12 protein-coding genes are annotated in these 20105 nt (G+C 37.9%); 9 read left to right on the top strand and 3 right to left on the bottom strand.

Going from position 1 to position 20105, the window contains the following annotated elements:
• Nucleotides 1–74: 74 nt before the first annotated feature.
• The 9 genes from BUL40_RS13015 to BUL40_RS13055 all read left to right on the top strand — a co-directional run bounded on the left by BUL40_RS13015 (nucleotide 75) and on the right by BUL40_RS13055 (nucleotide 14457).
• On the top strand, nucleotides 75–2534 hold the full coding sequence (locus BUL40_RS13015) for a glycoside hydrolase family 31 protein (protein ID WP_080319601.1): 2460 nt from the start codon (nucleotides 75–77) through the stop codon (nucleotides 2532–2534).
• Between the two features lie 134 nt (nucleotides 2535–2668).
• Nucleotides 2669–5653, top strand: a complete 2985-nt coding sequence (locus BUL40_RS13020) for a SusC/RagA family TonB-linked outer membrane protein (RefSeq protein WP_080319602.1) — start codon at nucleotides 2669–2671, stop codon at nucleotides 5651–5653.
• A gap of 10 nt (nucleotides 5654–5663) precedes the next feature.
• Nucleotides 5664–7241, top strand: coding sequence for a RagB/SusD family nutrient uptake outer membrane protein (locus tag BUL40_RS13025; RefSeq protein ID WP_080319603.1), 1578 nt, complete (start codon nucleotides 5664–5666; stop codon nucleotides 7239–7241).
• A gap of 63 nt (nucleotides 7242–7304) precedes the next feature.
• Complete coding sequence (locus tag BUL40_RS13030; protein WP_244901871.1) at nucleotides 7305–8564, top strand: oligogalacturonate lyase family protein; 1260 nt, start codon at nucleotides 7305–7307, stop codon at nucleotides 8562–8564.
• A gap of 54 nt (nucleotides 8565–8618) precedes the next feature.
• Nucleotides 8619–9896, top strand: a complete 1278-nt coding sequence (locus BUL40_RS13035) for a DUF4861 domain-containing protein (protein ID WP_080319604.1) — start codon at nucleotides 8619–8621, stop codon at nucleotides 9894–9896.
• A gap of 10 nt (nucleotides 9897–9906) precedes the next feature.
• On the top strand, nucleotides 9907–11295 hold the full coding sequence (locus tag BUL40_RS13040; RefSeq protein ID WP_080319605.1) for a glycoside hydrolase family 88/105 protein: 1389 nt from the start codon (nucleotides 9907–9909) through the stop codon (nucleotides 11293–11295).
• Nucleotides 11288–12673 carry a sulfatase-like hydrolase/transferase gene (locus tag BUL40_RS13045; protein WP_080319606.1) on the top strand — a complete coding sequence of 462 codons (1386 nt, stop codon included), beginning with the start codon at nucleotides 11288–11290 and terminating at the stop codon, nucleotides 12671–12673. Before BUL40_RS13040 ends, BUL40_RS13045 begins: the two co-directional genes overlap by 8 nt.
• A gap of 2 nt (nucleotides 12674–12675) precedes the next feature.
• Nucleotides 12676–12990, top strand: coding sequence for an L-rhamnose mutarotase (gene rhaM / locus BUL40_RS13050; RefSeq protein WP_010517532.1), 315 nt, complete (start codon nucleotides 12676–12678; stop codon nucleotides 12988–12990).
• A 3-nt stretch (nucleotides 12991–12993) separates the two neighbouring features.
• Entirely contained in the window at nucleotides 12994–14457 is a 1464-nt protein-coding gene (locus BUL40_RS13055) for a glycoside hydrolase family 28 protein (protein ID WP_080319607.1), read from the top strand.
• Nucleotides 14458–14459: 2 nt separating this feature from the next.
• On the opposite strand, the gene BUL40_RS13060 is transcribed toward BUL40_RS13055, so the two are convergent.
• The 3 genes from BUL40_RS13060 to BUL40_RS13070 are packed head-to-tail and all read right to left on the bottom strand — an operon-like array spanning nucleotide 14460 to nucleotide 20102.
• A complete protein-coding gene (locus BUL40_RS13060) occupies nucleotides 14460–15956 on the bottom strand; it encodes a rhamnogalacturonan acetylesterase (protein ID WP_080319608.1) in 1497 nt (498 codons plus the stop codon).
• Nucleotides 15953–18850: a glycoside hydrolase family 2 TIM barrel-domain containing protein gene (locus BUL40_RS13065; RefSeq protein ID WP_244901872.1), complete on the bottom strand. Its 2898-nt coding sequence runs from the start codon at nucleotides 18848–18850 to the stop codon at nucleotides 15953–15955. The genes BUL40_RS13060 and BUL40_RS13065 overlap by 4 nt, the downstream gene beginning before the upstream one ends.
• Complete coding sequence (locus BUL40_RS13070; protein WP_080319609.1) at nucleotides 18822–20102, bottom strand: rhamnogalacturonan acetylesterase; 1281 nt, start codon at nucleotides 20100–20102, stop codon at nucleotides 18822–18824. The genes BUL40_RS13065 and BUL40_RS13070 overlap by 29 nt, the downstream gene beginning before the upstream one ends.
• Nucleotides 20103–20105: the final 3 nt, after the last annotated feature.

A 20105-nucleotide genomic window follows, 5' to 3' on the forward strand; every position in this document is an offset into this window, starting at 1 on the left:
CATATACAACAGGATGCACACCTTATAGAGACATCTTAGTTTTAGCCAGGCCACCAACTAAAAACTACTTAAACATGGCAATTAAAAAAATTAAACTACTAATATATCTGCAATTTGCATTCGTTTTTGGTAATACGTTTGCCCAAGAAAATTTAGGTGATTATCAAAGTTCCCTTAAAACCAATCCGTCAGAATATATATTTACCACTACAAAGGGTAAAGTGAGAATTCAAATTCTACAAGATAACCTAGTTAGAATAAGTACATCATGGGAGGGCGATTTTTATGAGAGCAACCCTTTAATGGTACCAGATAAAAAATGGCCAACGGCCCAAACATCTTTTTTAGAAAACGAAACCTTTATAGAATTGGTTACCAATGCTATTCTTATAAAGATAACCAAAAGCCCTTTTAAGATAAGTTTCTTAGACACAAATAGAAAAACCCTATTGGGAGAAGGTAATTTAGCCAGAGGTGGATTTAAATCTAAGGAGAAGGTTGGTTTTTCTAAAACTTTAGAGGCAGAGGAACATTTTTTTGGTTTAGGTGAACGTATGGACGTATTGGATCGTAAAGGCACTAAAACCAAATTAAATGTTGGTAGGGGGCAGGGATTGCCGCATATAGTTGGGGCTTACAATATTTTGGAAGCCAATTATAGTCCAATTCCATTTTTAATGAGTACAAAGGGGTACGGATTATTTTTTAATACGGCCTACCCAACAGAATGGGACTTGGGTTACTCAGATACTTCTAAAATTACTGCTACCGCATCTGGTGGTAAGTTAGATTATTATTTTATGGCTGGCCCATCTTTTAAAACTATTCTAAGTAATTACACCGCCCTTACGGGCAGGGCACCCTTGTTGCCCAAATTTGCACATGGATTACATGTAGGAACTTACAGTGGAGGTACATGGGGGCACGAGGCAGAAACATCTGATACCTATGTGGTAGAATTGGCCAAAAAGTTTAGAGCCAATAAGATACCGGTAGATGTGTTGCATTTAGATAGTACTTGGCGCATTTTTGGTGAAAATGGTGGTAAAGGAGCTACTTCTTTTGAATGGCGAGACACGTTTAGAAACCCAAAGGCTATGTTCGATAGCGTTTATGCACAAAATTTTAGCATGGTTGGGGTGCATTTAAGACCAAGATTTGACAATGGTAAAACCATGCGCCTTTTGGATAAGGCCAGAGCATTGAATCATGTATATCCAGAACCTAATGGTACAGGAGAGTTCGTAAATTTCTTTGAGCAATCTGCTGTAGATTGGTGGTGGTCTAATGGTGTAATGAATGTAGCCAAACAAGGTGCTATGTTTTTAAAAACAGATGAGGGTAGTGCCTTTGGGCACAAGGCTAACGAGAGTGATAAAACGGGTCCGCAGGGTAAAGAAATAGTACCGCTTCACAATTTATTTCCTTTGGCCTATGCTAGGGCCCCATTTTTAAAATTTCAAGACTTCAATAAAGTAAGGGGCTTAAATCTTACTCGGGAGGGTTACGCGGGTATTCAACGTTATCCATATATTTTTGCAGGAGATTGGCCCAGTGAGTGGCAATATTTTGAACCAGTTATTTTGGCTGGTTTAAATATTGGTATGTCCGGTGTTGGTTATTGGGGGCACTGCATGGGTGGTTTTGAGCATGTTTCTGATGTAGAGCTTTATATGCGTTGGGTGCAATTTGGTATGCTAAGCCCAGTAGCGCATTTATTTGGAATGGAACATCCTAGCTACAAAGAGCCTTGGAATTATGGGGAAGAAGCTTTAGCTAATTTTAAAAAGTACGATGAATTGCGTTATAAGTTGTTGCCCTACATTTATAGTAGTGCTTACCAACAATACAAAACGGGAGTGCCATTAATGCGAGCTTTGGTATTGGATCATCAAGACGATGAACAAACGTATGGTATAACCGACCAATATATGTTTGGCCCCAATCTACTGGTATGCCCTGTAACTACTAAAGGAGCACAAACACGGGTAGTATACCTTCCAGAAGGTAAATGGATAGATTTTTGGAGTGGAGAAATATACGATGGTAAACAGCGGATAAGCGTACTTACCCCCAAGAATCATTTACCCTTATTTGTAAGGTCTGGAAGCATAATTCCACAGCAAAAATTAGTACAATTTATAGACAAAGAGCCGGTAAAAAATATCTGGTTACATTTTTATGGCAACAATGCTGGTGAATTTAACCTATATGACGATGACGGATCATCTATGGCCTACCAAACTAAGAATGATTTTGCTTTAACCAAAGTTAAAATGACCGAATGGCAAGGAGATTCAAGACAAGTTTTTATTGAAAAGCCTACCGGTAATTATAGATTAAATGAACGAAATTATTGGTTGAAGTTCAATTTAGAAGCTGCGCCAAGTAAAGTTGTGCTAAACAATAAGCCATTAGCCCAAAAAGGAACAAATGGGAATAAATCTCCTCATTATTCTTATGAAAACGGGGAACTTCAAGTTTTTATTCCGCAAGCAAATTTAAATTCAATTATATTGAAAATTTTCAGGTAAAAACCGCTTTATATTATTGTATAATCAATAAAATAAAGAATTTACTCAGGATAGTACAGGATAGGGGGGTAATATCAAATCTCTAGTTTCGTCTCGATTGATTAATTGTAATCGATTACACTAAAAACAAACAAATGAAAAAATCACTAAATTCTAAACTAAGTTCATGGTCGGTTTTTCTGGCTTTACTGCTTTCCCCGTTGTGCTTAATAGCGCAAACAGCAGTAACTGGTAAGGTATCAGATGCAAATGGGGAACCTATCCCTGGGGTTAATATAATCCAAAAGGGTACAGCTAATGGTGTAACCACAGATTTTGATGGTAACTATAGCATTAGCCTACAAACCAATAGTGCTTCAATTCTTGTCTTTTCCTATGTTGGTTTTAAAACTCAACAGGTTAATGCCAACGGAAAAACCGCTGTAAATGTTGTTTTGGAAGAAGACTCACAATTACTAGATGAGATTGTGGTGGTAGGTTATGGTACACAAAAGGTAAAAGACGTAACAGGGGCAATTGCTTCTGTAAAATCTGATGACTTTGTGGATGCTTTGCCTGTGCAACCAGAGCAGTTACTACAAGGTAAGGTAGCAGGGGTAAACATAGTGCAGAGCAGTGGTATGCCAGGGGCATCTTCTACGGTTCGTATTAGGGGAACAAGTTCTATTTCTGCGGGTAATGATCCACTTTATGTAATAGATGGTGTGCCTTTACAATTTGGTAGTGCCAATAATAATATTTCTGTGGCAACCTCTGGTTCTTCGCCCTTATCAGAAGAAGCTACCAATCCGCTTAGTTTAATAAATCCGGCAGATATAGAAAGTATAGACGTTCTTAAAGATGCTTCGGCAACTGCTATTTATGGTTCTAGGGGGGCAAATGGTGTTATTGTTATAACTACCAAAAACAAGGGTAAGTTTGGAAATTTTATTACGTATGATGCCTATACAGGTGTCTCAAGCGTTAGGGAATATTTACCAGTATTGTCTGCAGATGAGTACAGGCAAAGGGCTACAGAGAATGATCTACCTTTCTCAGACCTTGGTGCCAATACCAATTGGCAAAAAGAAATCTTTAGGGCGGCCATAACACACAACCACAATATTTCTTTCGCAGGAGGCTCAGAGACTACAAACGTAACAGGCTCATTGGGTTTAAATGATCAAGAAGGAGTCTTATTAAGTTCTAGGCTTAAGAAATATACGGGAAGATTAAACGCGAACCACTCTGCTTTAAACGATAAATTAAAGCTAGGGGTAAATATGACCTATTCCTACATAGATGAGCAACGCCCTGCTCTAAATTCCAATATTGCAGATGAAGGTGGTAATATTTTAAAAGATGCCATTAGATGGGCACCAACACTACCGGTCTATAACGAAGATGGTTCTTTTTACCAAATAGGTGCTCTGCGTATAAACCCGGTTTCTTGGAGAGATGTAACGGATGAAAGCACCAACACCCTGTTTTTAGGAAACATGAATGCTTCTTATGAACTAATAGATGGTTTAACCTTAAAAACTAGTTTTGGTTATAGCAATGAAAAGGTAAATAGATACTCATTTATACCATCTACGCATCCAGCCGGAGAAGGCCAAGGAGGTTTCGGCTCTATCAATAAATACACCAATAGCAACGTATTGTCAGAAACTACTTTAACGTATGACAAGGAGATTAATCCAGATAACCAAATTACATTGTTGGCAGGTTATTCTTATCAACGTTTTCTTACGGAAAACACCTTTACTTCTGCCAATAATTTTGTGTCAGATGCTACCCAATGGAACCTAATACAGTCTGGTACTATCCGTGCCAATACTTCATTTAAAGACGCCAATAGATTGGCATCGTACTACGGTAGATTAAATTATAAATTAAAAGATAGGTATTTAATGACCTTTACCTTAAGAAGAGATGGTTCTTCTAGGTTTGGAGCCAATAATAAATGGGGTACTTTCCCTTCTGGGGCATTGGCCTGGAATATTATTGATGAGCCTTTTATGCAAAATTCCAAACTTGATAATTTAAAATTTAGATTGGGTTACGGGGTAACGGGTAATCAAGAAATTCCCAATAATCTATATTTAGAACAACTTTCAATATCCGGTTCTGCTATATATGTTTTTGGTGGGCAAGCGGTACCCAGTGTGTTGCCTACAAACTTTCAAAATCCAGATTTAAAATGGGAACAAACAAGTCAACTTAACTTTGGTTTGGATTATGGATTGTTTGATTATAGAGTTTATGGTTCTATTGATTATTATATAAAAAAGACAGACGACCTATTGTTATCCTTTTCTACCGCTGCACCATCTGTGGTTACCACCCAGTGGGCCAATGTTGGTGAGGTACAGAATAAGGGTATAGAGTTTAGTATTAATGCAGATATTATAGATAACGGTACAGCGTTTTGGAGTACTAATCTAAATCTATCCTCTAACAAAAACGAAGTTATCTCCTTGTCTAATGAGAATTTTCAGAGAGATGAAATTAGAACATCAAGTGGTTCTGGTGTAGTTGGCAACCAAACGTCTACCAAGATTATTAAACCTGGTTTACCCTTAAATACTTTTTACGGATGGAAGTTTACGGGTTATGATGCAAATGGTATGGAAACCTATCTAGACGAAGACGGGGTAGAAGGAGCCGATGAGGTAGCTATAGGCGATGCCAACCCAGATTTAATTTTTGGTTTCAATAATACGTTTAAGTACAAAAGGTTAGATGCCAATATAAATTTTAGAGGTACAATAGGCAATGATATGTACAATAATACTAGGGCAGAATTTAGTTATACTAGTCAGTTTCCAGGTATTAATGTTTTGCGTTCTGCATTTGATACTGGTGCTAGTAGGGAACAAGTTGCCCAATATTCTTCGCAATGGATAGAAGATGCTAGCTTTTTACGATTAGACAATGTTACGGTAGGTTACAATTTTAATACAGATACTTCTAAGGTATTTAAAAAAGCGAGGGTTTATGTTTCTGGCAGTAACCTATTTGTGATTACAGGATATTCTGGCTTTGACCCAGAAGTTAGAACAAGGTCTGTTGGTATCGATTATTTGGTGTACCCAAGACCTAGAACTTTCCAAATAGGAACCAGTTTAACTTTCTAAAAAAAATAAGATGAAAAACGATATAAAATTAAAAAAAGCGGTAGCAAGATTTCTGATTTTGTGTGTTATGCTCCCGTTTGCAGGTTGTTCTCTAGAAGAAGAAACGTATTCTATTTACACACCAGAAACCTTCTACGCCAATGAACAGCAAATACTTTCCTCGCTTTCTGGGGTTTACAGGTTTTTTGCCAGTACCACTGGAATGGGCGTGGAATATAGATGCTTAGAATTGTCTGCAGATCAAGTTGTGGTTCACGAAAAAATCCAAGGCTGGTGGGGCGGTGCCAATTTCTCACAATTAATGGAACATGAGTGGGATGCGAGCCATGGTTACATTGGTGGTGCTTGGAATACATATTTTAGAACCGTGGGGCAAACCAATGCCTTAATCAGTTCTTTAGAAAATTCAGGTTTAGACGGTAGCTTGGTAGATGGTCCTATTGCCGAATTAAGGACGTTGCGGGCTTATGCCTATTTTTTCTTGATGGATTTATTTGGTAACGTTCCTGTTTTTACGGACCCTAAGGTTGACCCTTTGAATTTGCCAACACAAAATACTAGAGCAGAAGTTTTTCAATTTGTAACTACAGAAATGGAGGCGGCCTTGGAGAACCTACCAACTAAAAGTGAAGCAGGAAATGCTTACTATGGCAGGTTTACAAAAGAAGCTGTGAATGCATTACTTTCAATTATTTATTTAAATGCAGAGGTGTATACAGGTAACGCCATGTATGATAAAGCGATTACGAATGCAGATGCGGTAATAAACTCTGGTGCGTACAGCTTATTGCCCAATTACTTTGACAATTTTGTATACAATAATGATAATAATGCCGAATTTATTTTTGGCGCTGTTTACTCTCCAGATATTTCTGGTGGTATTGGCCATCCATTAGTTCAAAAGGTTTTACCGGGTATACAAGGTGGGCTGTTTGGTTTGCCCTACACCCCACAAAATGGTTTTGGTACCAGACCTTCTGTAATGAATAAGTATGAAGATGAAGATGACCGCAAATCAATGTTCATAGGTTATGGACCGCTAACAGACCCAAGAAATGGCGAAGTGGTAATGGTAGAACGCATTGTGCCAGATAACAATTCCACTTTGTATAATCCTGATACTTCAACCGAAGGTCCGGTTCCATACGAAATCATTCCCGCAACTGGAATACGATTACAACCAATGAATGCTGGTATCAAGTGGGTAAAATGGGGCCTAGACCCTAATACAAATGGTGGTAATGCAGGTAATGATATTGCCTTTGTACGCTATGCGGATATTCTTTTGGTAAAAGCAGAGGCTTTATTAAGAAACGGAGATGCCGGTGGTGCCCTTCCTTTGGTAAATCAAGTGAGGGAGCGTAGCAACGCAACCTTGTTGACCGCGGTTACCTTAGATGATATTTTGGACGAAAGAGGTAGGGAATTGGCGTTTGAAATGTCTAGAAGAAGAGACCTAATACGTTTTGGAAAATTTGGGGATGCCTGGGAGTTTAAAGAAGTTTCTGAAGACTTTAGAACCTTGTATCCCATACCTAGGGCAGCTATAGAAGCGAATCCTAATTTGCAGCAAAACCCTGGTTATTAAAGAATAAGTTAGTTTTTTCAAACAGGTGCAGGCGCTTTGGCAACTGCACTTGTTTTTTAAATTATGAAGACCAATATTATATATAGACTGGTATTAATTACGATGTTATGGTGCTTTGCTGGGCTATCTGCACAAACAATTAACGGAATTAATTATAATACCCTAAATCATGTTTCAAAAACATTTGATTTGGCAGGAGCAGATAGTTTTGGACAAACCTTTGCTTCAGAAAGTTTTACCTATAAAGACAAAGTAACTGGAAAAACAATAATCGCTTTAACTACTTCCAAACATCATAATTCAAAAATGTATCAAACACATCCGCAATGGACAGCAGATGGTAAATACATAATTTTTACATCAAACAGAACAGCAACAAAAGAAGACAAGACTAGGCAGTATTATGCCATTTCTACCAAAACCCATAAGATTACGCAAATTACAACTGGTAATAGCTATCATGACTTTCATTTGTCTTGGAAAAGTAACCAAGCGTATAGATTTAAAAAGAATAAGCTAATTAGCATAGATTTAGACAATCTGTTGGAAGATAGCTCTATGGAGGATGTTAAAAGTCCAGAAGCCTATGAAAAAATAATTGCTACTATTCCAGATACTTTAAAACCCACGGGAATGGGTTTAGATGCAACGGAAAACAAGATTTATTTTGCTTCTAAACTAGCGGACAAGTTATATGGTATCTATCAATTGGATTTTAAAACGGGAGTTACCAAACAATTATTGGAGGTACCTTTCTGGGTAGGTCATTTGCAAGCAAACCCATATAAAGCTAACTCCTTTCTGTATTGCTGGGAAACTAGGGGAGATGCCCCACAACGCATGTGGTACGTTACCGTACAACCAGATGGAAAAGTTACCAATAAGGCTTTGTACCGAGAACGTGCAGATGATTGGGTAACCCATGAGGTATTTATGGGAGCAAACCAAGTATTGTTTCATTTAATGGGGCACTTAGATAGGTTAAATGCCAATAAAACTGGTATTTTTTCTATAAATACCGAAACCAATAAAATTACGTTTCATGGCCAAACAACTGATGGTGGTTATTGGCATTGCAACGCTACCCCAGACGGTAAGTATATATTAGGAGATACTTTTGATGGTAAGCTTTATAGAATAAATACCAAAAATCCAGAGGAACAGCTACTTCTTACCCAAGGGCATAGAAAAACAAGCGTTAGTCCCTTTTCAAGCGAGGCACATATGCATCAATCCATTAGCCCAGATGGCAAATGGGTTTTATTTAATTCAAGCAGATTTACAGCTTGCGATATACTAGTAATGGAAATAGAGCAAAATTAATATGAGACCAAAAAGACTGTAACTTTAGCATATACAGAACCTTAAAAGATAAATATGAGAACAATTCATAAACTATTGTTTGCTTCTATTTTAAGCATCGGTTTTTCTTGTACAAATAATGACGCGGATACAGCATTAACCTTTAGTAACCCTTCCTCATTTAAAATGGAAGATAAACCTGTTGTAATAGCTAAAGACAGTCTAAAATTAAAAGTGCAATCAGGTTTTTATCCGCTTTTTCTTGTAGATAAAGATACCTTGGCATATCAAGAAATAGATGTGGATACAGATGGCAAAAAAGACCATTACTTTATTTTGGCCAATTTTGAGCCGAAAGAGAAGATACAGGTAACCCTAAAACAAACAAAAGAGAAACCAAAATTTCCAAAACGCACTAGTGTACGTTTTGGAAAAAGGGATAACGCCAACGAAGCTGTGTCTGCAAGAACTAGTGATAGCTTTTACAAAACGGAAGTTCCTAAAGCTTTGGGTTATCAACCCTACCAAACAGATGGTCCTACTTGGGAGAACGATAAGGTAGGATTTAGGCATTATTTTGATGGAAGAAATGCCAAAGATTTGTTCGGGAAAAAGACAGCGGCCATTTCACCGGAAACAGTTGGTTTAGATAGTCTTGGCAAAGTAATAGATAATTACCATGTTATGGAGCCTTGGGGTAGGGATATCTTGGCCGTAGGAAATTCTGTAGGGCTAGGTGGTTATGGCCTTATGGTCAAAGATTCTTTGTTGCGTCTGGGTATAACGGTCACAGATACCATAAATAATGTTGAAAAAACATCATTTAAAATTTTAGATGAAGGTCCGGTTTATTCTTCCCTGCAATTAAGTTATTTAAATTGGCAGGCCGCAGGTTGGCCTTATACTGTTTATGAAAAAACGTCTATTTGGCCAGGAATGTACGGGTATAAAAATCAAGTACTTTTTAATAATCTAAGGGGAGACGAAACATTAGCCATTGGTTTGGTTAATATAAACACAGATAAAAGTGTACAACAAGTTAATGTAGGGGATAAGTACACCGTGCTGTACACACACGATAAACAAACCTATGATAAAGTATGGTGGTTGGGTATGGCAATCATTGTACCCACAAAAGACTTTCTAGGAATAAAAGAAGCCCCTAAAGAAGGAAATTTTTCCAATTCTTTTTTAGCTCAAATGAAAATTAAAAACGGAATCCCTTTAACTTATTATGCCGTTGCTGGCTGGGAACTTTCAAATCCTAATTTCACTTCAGAAGATGCTTTTAAAGCGTATTTAGAAGAATTGGTATTAACCTTAACCTATGAGATACAGGTAGAAATCAACTAAAAACAGATACATGAATAAGACCAAAAAACTACTGCCTATACTTTGCCTTTGTTGCCTTGCTTTATCGGCACAGCAAAAAATGAACGATGCTACCGCACCGCTACACCTTATGCAACCACAGTATGATTATCCATATGGAGTGCCAGATAAGGCAAAAATAAATTCGGTTTTATCTAAGGTGCATGCCTATTTAGAAAGTACTACGCCTACAACAATTGTTGATAAGAACAAGGGAAAAGAAATTACTGATTTTAAGAATTTAGAAAAAGCGGCCAATTTAACTTTTGGTGCAGCAGATTTTAGGTTAGTAAGCTATGAGTGGGGGGTAACCTATGCAGGGATGCTTTTGGCTACACAAGCAACTAAAAATCCTAAATATGCCAATTACACCAACAACCGTATTTCCTTTTTGGCTGATTTGTATCCTAATCTTCAAAAATGGGAGAAAAAACATCCAGAAGGGGAACATCCCATGCACACTGTTTTGCATCCAAATGCTTTAGATGATGCAGGAGCTATATGTGCTGCCATGCTAAAAGCTAAACGGGAAGGTTTGGATGCACCTGTAGATCCAATGGTCAACAATTTTATAGATTACATCTCTAACAAACAGTTACGGTTGTTAGACGGGACATTGGCAAGAAATAGGCCAATGAAAAATTCACTTTGGTTAGACGATTTATTTATGAGTGTTCCCGCTTTAGCACAAATGGGGGCTTACACCAATAACAATACGTATTTTGATGATGCTACCCAACAAGTTTTGCAATTTGCGGAACGCATGTTTGTACCAGAAAAAGGGCTGTTTATGCACGCTTATATCATGGATATGGAAAGCCATCCTACTTTTTATTGGGGTAGGGCAAACGGTTGGGCGGTTATGACCATGGTAGAACTATTGGAAGTCTTACCTAAAGAACATAAAAATTACAACAAGGTTTTAGAATTATTAAGAAAGCATATTTCGGGATTGGCAAAATTACAATCAGCAAATGGTCTATGGCATCAGTTATTGGATAAGAATGATTCTTACCTGGAAACCTCTGCATCTGCAATTTTCACCTATGCCATGGCAAGGGCAATTAATCGCGGGTATATAGATGCAAAAGCATACGGGCCAGCGGTCTGTTTGGCGTGGAACGCTGTTGCGGAACAGGTTAATGAGAAAGGTCAGGTCACAGGTACTTGTGTGGGTACAGGAATGGGTTTTGATCCAGCCTTTTATTATTATAGACCGGTAAACGTTTACGCAGCACATGGCTACGGGCCTGTACTGTTGGCAGGCGCTGAGGTTTTGTTGCTATTACAAAATGCCCATCCTAAAATGAATGACAGTGCTGTTCAGTTTTATGATAAACCTGTAAAAACAACAGCACCAATATTTAGTGTTGATGAATAATGTGGTTTTTAAGATATTGGTATCATTTTTTATTGGTTTGTGTTTTTGGGGTTGCGATAAAAAGATAAAATCGTCTAACAGTTTACCTAAAGAGCAACCCAATATTTTACTGGTAATTGCTGATGATGCCGGGTGGAACGATGTGGGTTACCATGGTTCTAAAATTAAAACACCAGTTCTAGATAGTTTGGCAAATAATGGGGCTAAGCTAGAGAGATTTTATGTGGCTCCTACATGTTCACCTTCTAGGGCCGCCTTATTAACGGGCATACCTGCCAGTAGATTGGGAATAGTGGCACCTATTGCCGGTAAGAGCAAAATTGCCTTGCCAGATAGTTTGGTAACCTTACCTAAGGCAATGAAAAAATTGGGTTATAGAACAGCCCTGTTCGGAAAATGGCACTTAGGTCTTACCCCGGAAAATGGCCCCCAAGCATATGGTTTTGATACTTCTTACGGTTTTTTACATGGCCAAATAGACCAATACACCCATGAATATAAAAATGGAGACCCTAGTTGGCATAAAAACGGTAAATTCCTTAAGGAAGACGGACACGTAACCGATTTATTAACAGATGCAGCCATTGCTTATTTTAATCAAGAAACAAAAACAGAGACGCCAAGTTTTGTGACACTGGCATATAGTGCGCCTCATTTTCCGCTACAGGAAGAGGTGCGTTACAAAAGACCATATAGCACTATATTCACAGATTCTAGTAGGGTAGATTATGCAGCTGCCATGACTCATTTAGATATAGCGTTCGGTAGGCTTTTAAATTCCTTGAAGCGCTCTGGAAAGTTAGATAACACCTTAATTTTGTTTATGAGTGATAATGGTGCCATGAAAAATTGGTATCCTAAAAATCAATACCAAGGTAAACATGGTCCAAATACTACCTTGGGTGATAATACGCCACTTAAGGATTATAAGACAACTAATTATGAGGGCGCTATACGTGTGCCGGCCTTTGTATATTGGAAAAACCATTTTAATGGTAAAACGTTAGACGATTTTATTGGCGTTATTGACGTTTTGCCAACTTTAGTAGAATTAACAGGTGCTTCCGTTAAACCCAACACTATTGAAGGTAGTAGTTTTTTAAACCTACTTAATGGAGCATCGCAGACAAAAATTCCGCAGTTATATATTAGAGGGCATCTACAGGAAAGCATAATAATACCACCCTATAAATTAATACGAACTAGATCTAAAAAAGATACTCTTCTAGAGTTATATAATGTTGTGGTAGACCCAGAAGAAGCTTTTAATCTAGCGGCTTCAAAACCAATAGTTACCAACCAATTACACAAACAGTTAATAAGCGAATTTGCCAAGGATGCGGCAACTGTGAATGGACCAGAAATATTTGATAAATAGATATGAAACAACACGCGTTTACCATGAAACTGAAACCGGGCTACGCCCAAGAATACAAAAGAAGGCACGATGAAATTTGGCCAGAACTTGTATCCCTATTAACAGCATCTGGGGTTAGCGACTATGCTATTTATTTAGACGAAAAATCAAATACTCTTTTTGCGGTTCAAAAGCTAGCCGAAGATTTTGATAGTTCATTTCTACCCAATCATCCAATTGTAAAAAAATGGTGGGCCTATATGGCAGACATTATGGAAACAAATTTGGATAATAGTCCGGTAGAAGGAGATTTAAAAGAAGTTTTTTATTTACAATAAACCATGGTTTTAACTAGATATTTAAGTGTAATCCTGTTAGTGTTTACATTCGCATGCAAGAAAAATAAAGAGACAAAAACAAATATTGGTAGCAAAACCAGTTTGGAGCCCGGTTGGACCCATAAAGTAGGGGCCAAAAACTTTAATGTTCCAGAAAGAATATTTTATGCCAATGATTTTGGTGCGCAGAGCAAAGTTGGATTTACAAATACCAAAGCAATACAAACGGCAATTGATTCTTGCGCCGCTAGTGGTGGAGGTATAGTTAAATTTAGACCTGGTACTTATCTCTCAGGGTCAATATTTTTAAAGGATAATGTACAGTTGCATTTAGATAAGGAGGTAACCTTACTAGGAAGCCAAAATATTTTGGATTATAAAGAAATAGCCACCCGGGTAGCAGGTATTGAGATGGAATGGCCAGCGGCACTTGTGAATGCCATTGATACGCAAAACGTACTAATTTCCGGGGAGGGAACCATAGATGGTCAGGGTAAGGTTTTTTGGGATATGTATTGGGACATGCGAAAGAACGATTATGAGCCTAAAGGTTTAAGATGGATTGTGGATTATGATGCTAAAAGACCAAGGACCGTTTTAATACAAAATAGTAAGAACGTTATAGTAAGGGATCTTACATTACAACGTGCCGGTTTTTGGACGGTACAAATATTGTATTCTAAACATATAACCACAGACGGATTAACCATTAGAAACAACATTGGAGGGCATGGTCCTAGCACAGACGGAATTGATATAGATTCTAGTAGCTATATTTTGGTTCAAAACTGTGATATAGATTGCAATGACGATAATTTTTGTCTAAAAGCAGGCAGGGATTGGGACGGTCTGCGCGTTAACAGACCAACAGAGTATGTGGTTATAAAGGATTGTAAAACAGGTAAAGGCGCTGGCCTATTAACTGTTGGTAGCGAGACCAGTGGTGGTATTAGGCATATTTATGCCAACAACATACAGGGTAAGGGCACGGATGCGGGTTTAAAACTAAAATCTGCGACAACCAGAGGCGGTGTGATAGAGGATATTATTTTTGACAATATGAAAATGGATAGCGTGGGTACCTTTTTAAGCATTAGTACGAACTGGAACCCCACCTACAGCTATTCTAAATTACCTAAAGAATATAATATAGACGAAGTTCCAGAACATTGGAAAACCATGTTAAACACCGTTCCAGAGCAACAGGGTATTCCTCAATTTAAAAACATTGTACTCAATAATGTTTTGGTAAAACATGCTAACAAAGCAATTAGTGTAAGTGGTTTGGAGGTATCTACAATTAACAAGGTGTATTTAAAAGACGTTCAAATTAATGCTGCAACTGCCGGTAGTATAAACCATAGTAAAAACTGGAAAATAGATAATGTAAGCTTACGTACTTTGGATGCTTCTAAAGTTGAATTGGAAAATTGCTCTAATATCGATTTAAAGGCAATCTATGATTAGCGCTATTTTATAAAATAAACAATTTCACAACCTTTTAATTGTTTTAAACTTTTGGCCGCAATTGAAGCATTGAATTGAGCCCCTTTAAGACCCGTATGTGTGTGGTCTTTAGGAAAGAATTCGGCAACCTTCTTAGCACCTAAATGTTGATAAGCAGTTGCAATACTGTCACTTAAATCTATAAACTGTACGTTATTCTTTAGGGCTATCTCTTTAGTCCATTTAATGTAAGAATCTTTTCGTTGTTCCACTTTTCCCATAGGCCATTCATTTCTTGGGGTTAAACTACATAATATTGGGGTGGCTCTGGCTGCTTTGGTATCTTTAACATACTGCTCTAAATACCAACCAAATGTATGTACTACTTCTGTAGAATCATTAGCAAATGCTACATGCGTCGTATCTTTTCCTGTTCCTGGTAACGAGCCACGATATTTTTCTTTATCAATGTTACCTGCATCGTTGTGGCCAAATTGAATTATAACAAAATCGCGCGGGGTAAGTTTTTGTTTAATGGCATTCCAATGTCCTTGGTTCATAAATGTTCTACTACTACGCCCGCCAATAGCTCTATTCTGAACATTAACCCGTAAGGTATCTACAAATTGTACAAATGGAACACCCCAGCCAACGGCATTATCATTATTATTATCTGCCATAGTAGAATCTCCTATTAAATAAATGGTTCGTTTTGGGGGTAACTGAATGTCTGGGTTATTTAGGAGTATATCGTTAAAAAAAGAAACCTTCTGTTGTAGGCTTTCGGCGACTAATTTTGCGGCAACCGCAGCTCCTTTTGCGTTGGTATGTGTGGCATCCCAATCGTAGAAATAAGTATTAATCACTTTTTCCATGCCAAGTTTTTCCATTTCCAAAGCTAGCAGATTGTTCAAGTTTAAGTAAGGAACTTTCTCTTCTTCGGCTACCTGTCTTACCCAACCACCATAATTGGAGTTATTGCGTATAACAGTATTGTTAACCCATTTGTTTCTAGGTATAGGGGTAATCAAAATGGGTTTACCTCCGGCCTCTTTAACTTCGTTAACCATTTTTCTTAGGTACCAACCGTAAGAATGTACCGTTTCGTGCTTGCCTGTTAATAAATTATTTATGGTTTCTGTTTCTTCTCCAACTCCTTTAATAGTCCCTCTAGCCCTAATCGTGTCGTTAATAGGGCCGTCATCGTTATGACCAAATTGTATCAAAACAAAATCCCCCTTTTTAATTTCAGCAAGAACAGGACCCCAAAGCCCCTTATCTATATAAGTTCTAGAGCTGGTGCCGCCCAAAGCATGGTTTTTAACCTTTATTTTGGTGCTATCTAAGTATTGTTCTAAAAAATCGCCCCATCCCCATAAACCATCTGCACCATCACCACGCCCGTTTTTTACGGTACTATCGCCTACGGTAAATAAGGTGGGTGTTTCTTTTTTAGAAGTACCACAGCCAATTAATATCAATGCGAACAGGCTTGTGATTAGTTGTTTTGATATGTTCATTTTGTTTTGTTGTAATCAATAAAATCGAACCAAAGGCTCATGGTAATTCCTTGGTCTCCCTTTTTTATACGAATGTTGGTTGGTTGGCTATTAGGGCCATGGTCCGATATGGGTTTAAATGAACGCATGGCAGGTATTTCGTACATAAAAGAAATATCCCCTTCTGGAAATTCGGGTTGTGGATGGCTTCTTCCCTTAATGGCATACTTGGGGTATTCCGGTGTGAATAGCCTGAGAAAGGTATTTTCATTTTCGCTAAAAAACCGAAACGTATTGTTTTTAGAATGGAGTGTTCCTGCGTAAAAATTGGCGTGGTAGCCCTTAAATTCTGGGTAGACCAAATTTTCAAAACTTTCTCCGGTAATCGTATTGTTGTAGGCTTTTTCCCAGAGTCCATAATTAACCCCTTCCATCCTGTTTTTCCAGACACGGTAGGGTCCCTTTCCAAACCATTTAAAGCCAAGTACATCGGTCTCTGGATAATCAAAAGACAACCCAAAACTATTAATTTTAGCATCAAAAATAGGTCCGTCAAAACCCGTTATGGTTTTGGCTTTTTGTAAGGCCGTCATTTTAAGATTTATCTTACCATCTTGGGTCATAGTCCACCTTATTTTATCTATAGCTCCAGAGTAAAAGACGTCTACAACCGCAGTGCTATCTGTTTTAAAAGATTGTACGGAGTCTACAACGGCTTGCATGCCTATAGGTTTTGGTCCATTGGTTAGAGGAACACTTTTTTTGCTACTCGTAAATTTAACAATATAGCCAGTTGTTTTATTTAGGGTAAGACTAATGTTATTGGCAGACACGGTAATATTTTCGCCGTCTGTATTTAGATTTACTTTAGATGGATTAGCAGCACTTTTTAGAAATTTATCACTGTAAAATTTAGCCTTATGAATGGGCCATGTAAAGGTGTTCACTGCTTGCCCCTTATTGTTGAATGCCGTTAGTTTTAACCAGTCACCTTCAAAGAAATTTGCTGGTAAATTTAGATTGATTTTTCTAGTTTCCCCAGGAGAAATATCTGGAAATGAATAGGATGCTTCATGAATTACACTTGCCGAATCTTTGGAATAAAACGAATCTTTAGAAGCGCTTACTATTTGGTAAGTATACGTGAAGGTATTTAAGTTGGTGAATAAATTGCTGTTGCTAATGGCAAGCTCACCATTATACATCTTTGTGATTTGAACAGGAGCAATTTGTACGGGAGAAAAAATAGATTTAATAGCATAATAGCTACCTTCTTTTTCTCTATGGGGCCCTACAATCCCATCTGGGGCCAATGAACCGGCAGAGTCATACTTACGTGGGCCTTTCCAATCTGTACGAAGCACGGCCTCATCTACAAAAGCCCAAATAAAACCACCAGCAAATAGCGGACTTTTACTATAGTTTTCCCAAAAATCTGCTAGACCCGCTCCGCCACCGTTATCATAGGTGCTGTGCATAAACTCCGTAGGGAAAAAGACATTTTCTCCATTGGTAAATCTATGCAAGCCTGTTTGGTAAGTAGGGTAGTGGTGGGTGTCCCAACCATCATAATCAGACCAAGGGTGTATTACTATCCTATTTTGTAGATCTTGGGTTTTAAAAACATGGTCCGCACCTGGTCCCCATCCGCCTTCATTTCCGTTGTCCCAAATAATTACAGCTGGATGATTTGCGTCTTTATCGAGTACCTCTTGAGCAAGCTTGGCCCCTAAGTTGGTATCGTACGGGTTTTGCCACCCAGCCAGCTCGTCCAGAACAAGGATTCCTAAAGAATCGCAAACCGAAAGAAAATGTTCTGCAGGCGGGTAATGTGTGCGTACGGCATTCATATTCATGTCTTTGATCAAGGTAGCGTCCAATAAACTAATGCGCTTACTAAGGCTACGGCCAGATTCTGGCCATATACTATGCCTGTTTACTCCTTTCATTATTAACTTAGTGCCATTAAGGTAAATACCATCTTTCTTAATAAACGCTAAGGTTCTAAAACCAATACGTTCAGTAACGGTATGCATAATTTTACCTTTTTCTACTAAAGAGACCCTTAGGTCATATAATACAGGATTTTCTGGGGACCATGGCTTCACGTTTTTCCATTGGGTATGGATAGTATCTCTTACACCATTGTTTAAATCAACATTTTGCGATGGTCTAAATTTTTTAGCGGTATGCTCTTTTATGGATACATTTAAAGTAGAATTTTTGGCAAGTTTATTCAATTGTGTCGCTAGTATTAGGCTTCCGTCTTGCTTTGCATCTACTTTTAATTTGGCAATGTGTTTTTTAGGTAAAATTTCTAACCAAACCGGTCTATAGATACCACCGAACAACCACCAATCCGTGTAACGCTCTGCTTGGTTAACCGATTGGTTTTGGGAGTGTTTACTAACCATGACCTCTAATACGTTTTCTTGTCCGTATTTAAGAAACTTAGAAACATCATATTTAAACCTGTAGAAACCACCTTGATGTACTGGGCCAACCTTTTCTCCATTTAAAAAGACTTCTGCGTCTGTCATAACTCCATCAAACACGAGGTTAATGTGTTTATCCTTATGGTTAGGTAAAAGGTTAAAACGGTATTTGTAAAATCCTTTTTCCTTGCTGGGTTCTTTAAGGTTTAATTCTTTATACCATCTACCATAGGTATATTCACCAAAACCCTGCAGCTCCCAATTAGAGGGAACGCCTATAGTAGACCATTGGTTGCAGTTATTGCCATTACTACATTTAAATTGCCAAGTAACCGGATGTTCAAAATCTTTACCACTTAGGTATATCTTTTCTGTTTCTTGCGCATGTATTAGGTGGTAAGCGGTAAGGTATAAAAGTATTAGGACAAACAGTTTTGTTGGTCTATTCTGTTTAATTACCATAGGGTTTGGTATTTTCAAATCGTGAATTGGTTTTAAATTCAAATGTTTTATAGTTTTTTGGAAAAGCTGCATCATAATTGGGTAAATCTTTGATGAAATAGGAAGCAGGTATAGTGCTTGACTCCTTTAAATTATAGGCTACACACATGGCAATTTCAAAAGCCCCAAAATTGGTGAAATGTGTATCGTCTGCAAGTGCCGATGTTTGATTAGGGAAACTGTTTTCAGGTAAATGAACGTAAGCTTTTTTGCTTTCTTCAGGTCCCCAAGCAACTAACATTTTTGTGGTAAGATGGGTTAAATCTATTAGTGGTACCTGCATCTCTTTGGCCACGATTCTAATAGCATTTGGGTATTCGCCATGTGTAGCTTTTAGTTGCGTTTTATTGTTAAAGAAGCGTCTTTGAATGGGGGTGAACAATACAGTTTGCCCACCTTTTTTTCGAATGGCATTTACGTATTCTTTTAAGTAATTGGTAAAAGAGGAGTAGGGTCCAATATTTTGACCCTTTCGCTTTTCATCGTTATGGGCAAATTGTATAAAAACATAATCTCCTTGTTTTAATTGTGAAAGAATTTTTGCCATACGATTTCTAGCTCTGAATGAATGTAAGGAAGCACCCGATGCTGCATAGTTGGCTATACAGATGTTTTTGGTTAAACTGGGCAAAAATTGCCCCCATGCGGCCCAAGGTTCTAAATCTTGGTCGGTTACGGTAGAGTCTCCCGCTAAAAATATAGTTTTGGAACTTGTAGGTGTAATGCTAATAGATTTTATACAGGTGGTTCCTAAAAATTCCAAGGTTAGTTTATGGTCCCAATTTAAAGTTCGTTTCTCCCTATCTTTTAGTTTTACAAAAAGCGTATCGTTTATAACCGTATCCATTTTATGGACTAAATAGGTTACTTCTTTATGACTGCCCTTTTCTATGATTAGATTGTTACCTAGTAAGCGGCGAGATTCTGCTTTTATAGTGGTTTGGGTCTGTTCTATTGGACTGGCCAATACTATTTTAACTAAATAATTACCTGGATCTGCCATAACCGAAAAGTAGGAGGGTTTAGTTAGGCAAACACAATCGTCTAGCTGGGAGATGTGCTTATTGGTTATGGCATCCCAACCAGCACCACTTTCCATGTTGTACGCTTGTTTACCAACAAAATTATTGGTTGTATCATCAGCTAGGCCAAAAGTATACTTTTGCTCTTGCCCACTTAAGATAGCGCCATAGATAAAAAATAAGATTGATAAAGCTTTTTGTACCACCATACT

It is taken from the genome of Croceivirga radicis, from assembly GCF_002072105.2.
GTDB classification, from domain to species: Bacteria; Bacteroidota; Bacteroidia; order Flavobacteriales; family Flavobacteriaceae; genus Croceivirga; species Croceivirga radicis.

What these genes read in the sequence shown, in the direction of transcription:
- BUL40_RS13015 (WP_080319601.1), top strand. Translation starts at nt 75, where the DNA reads ATGGCAATTAAAAAAATTAAACTACTAATATATCTGCAATTTGCATTC.
- BUL40_RS13020 (WP_080319602.1), top strand. Translation starts at nt 2,669, where the DNA reads ATGAAAAAATCACTAAATTCTAAACTAAGTTCATGGTCGGTTTTTCTG.
- BUL40_RS13025 (WP_080319603.1), top strand. Translation starts at nt 5,664, where the DNA reads ATGAAAAACGATATAAAATTAAAAAAAGCGGTAGCAAGATTTCTGATT.
- BUL40_RS13030 (WP_244901871.1), top strand. Translation starts at nt 7,305, where the DNA reads ATGAAGACCAATATTATATATAGACTGGTATTAATTACGATGTTATGG.
- BUL40_RS13035 (WP_080319604.1), top strand. Translation starts at nt 8,619, where the DNA reads ATGAGAACAATTCATAAACTATTGTTTGCTTCTATTTTAAGCATCGGT.
- BUL40_RS13040 (WP_080319605.1), top strand. Translation starts at nt 9,907, where the DNA reads ATGAATAAGACCAAAAAACTACTGCCTATACTTTGCCTTTGTTGCCTT.
- BUL40_RS13045 (WP_080319606.1), top strand. Translation starts at nt 11,288, where the DNA reads ATGAATAATGTGGTTTTTAAGATATTGGTATCATTTTTTATTGGTTTG.
- rhaM (WP_010517532.1), top strand. Translation starts at nt 12,676, where the DNA reads ATGAAACAACACGCGTTTACCATGAAACTGAAACCGGGCTACGCCCAA.
- BUL40_RS13055 (WP_080319607.1), top strand. Translation starts at nt 12,994, where the DNA reads ATGGTTTTAACTAGATATTTAAGTGTAATCCTGTTAGTGTTTACATTC.
- BUL40_RS13060 (WP_080319608.1), bottom strand. Translation starts at nt 15,956, where the DNA reads ATGAACATATCAAAACAACTAATCACAAGCCTGTTCGCATTGATATTA.
- BUL40_RS13070 (WP_080319609.1), bottom strand. Translation starts at nt 20,102, where the DNA reads ATGGTGGTACAAAAAGCTTTATCAATCTTATTTTTTATCTATGGCGCT.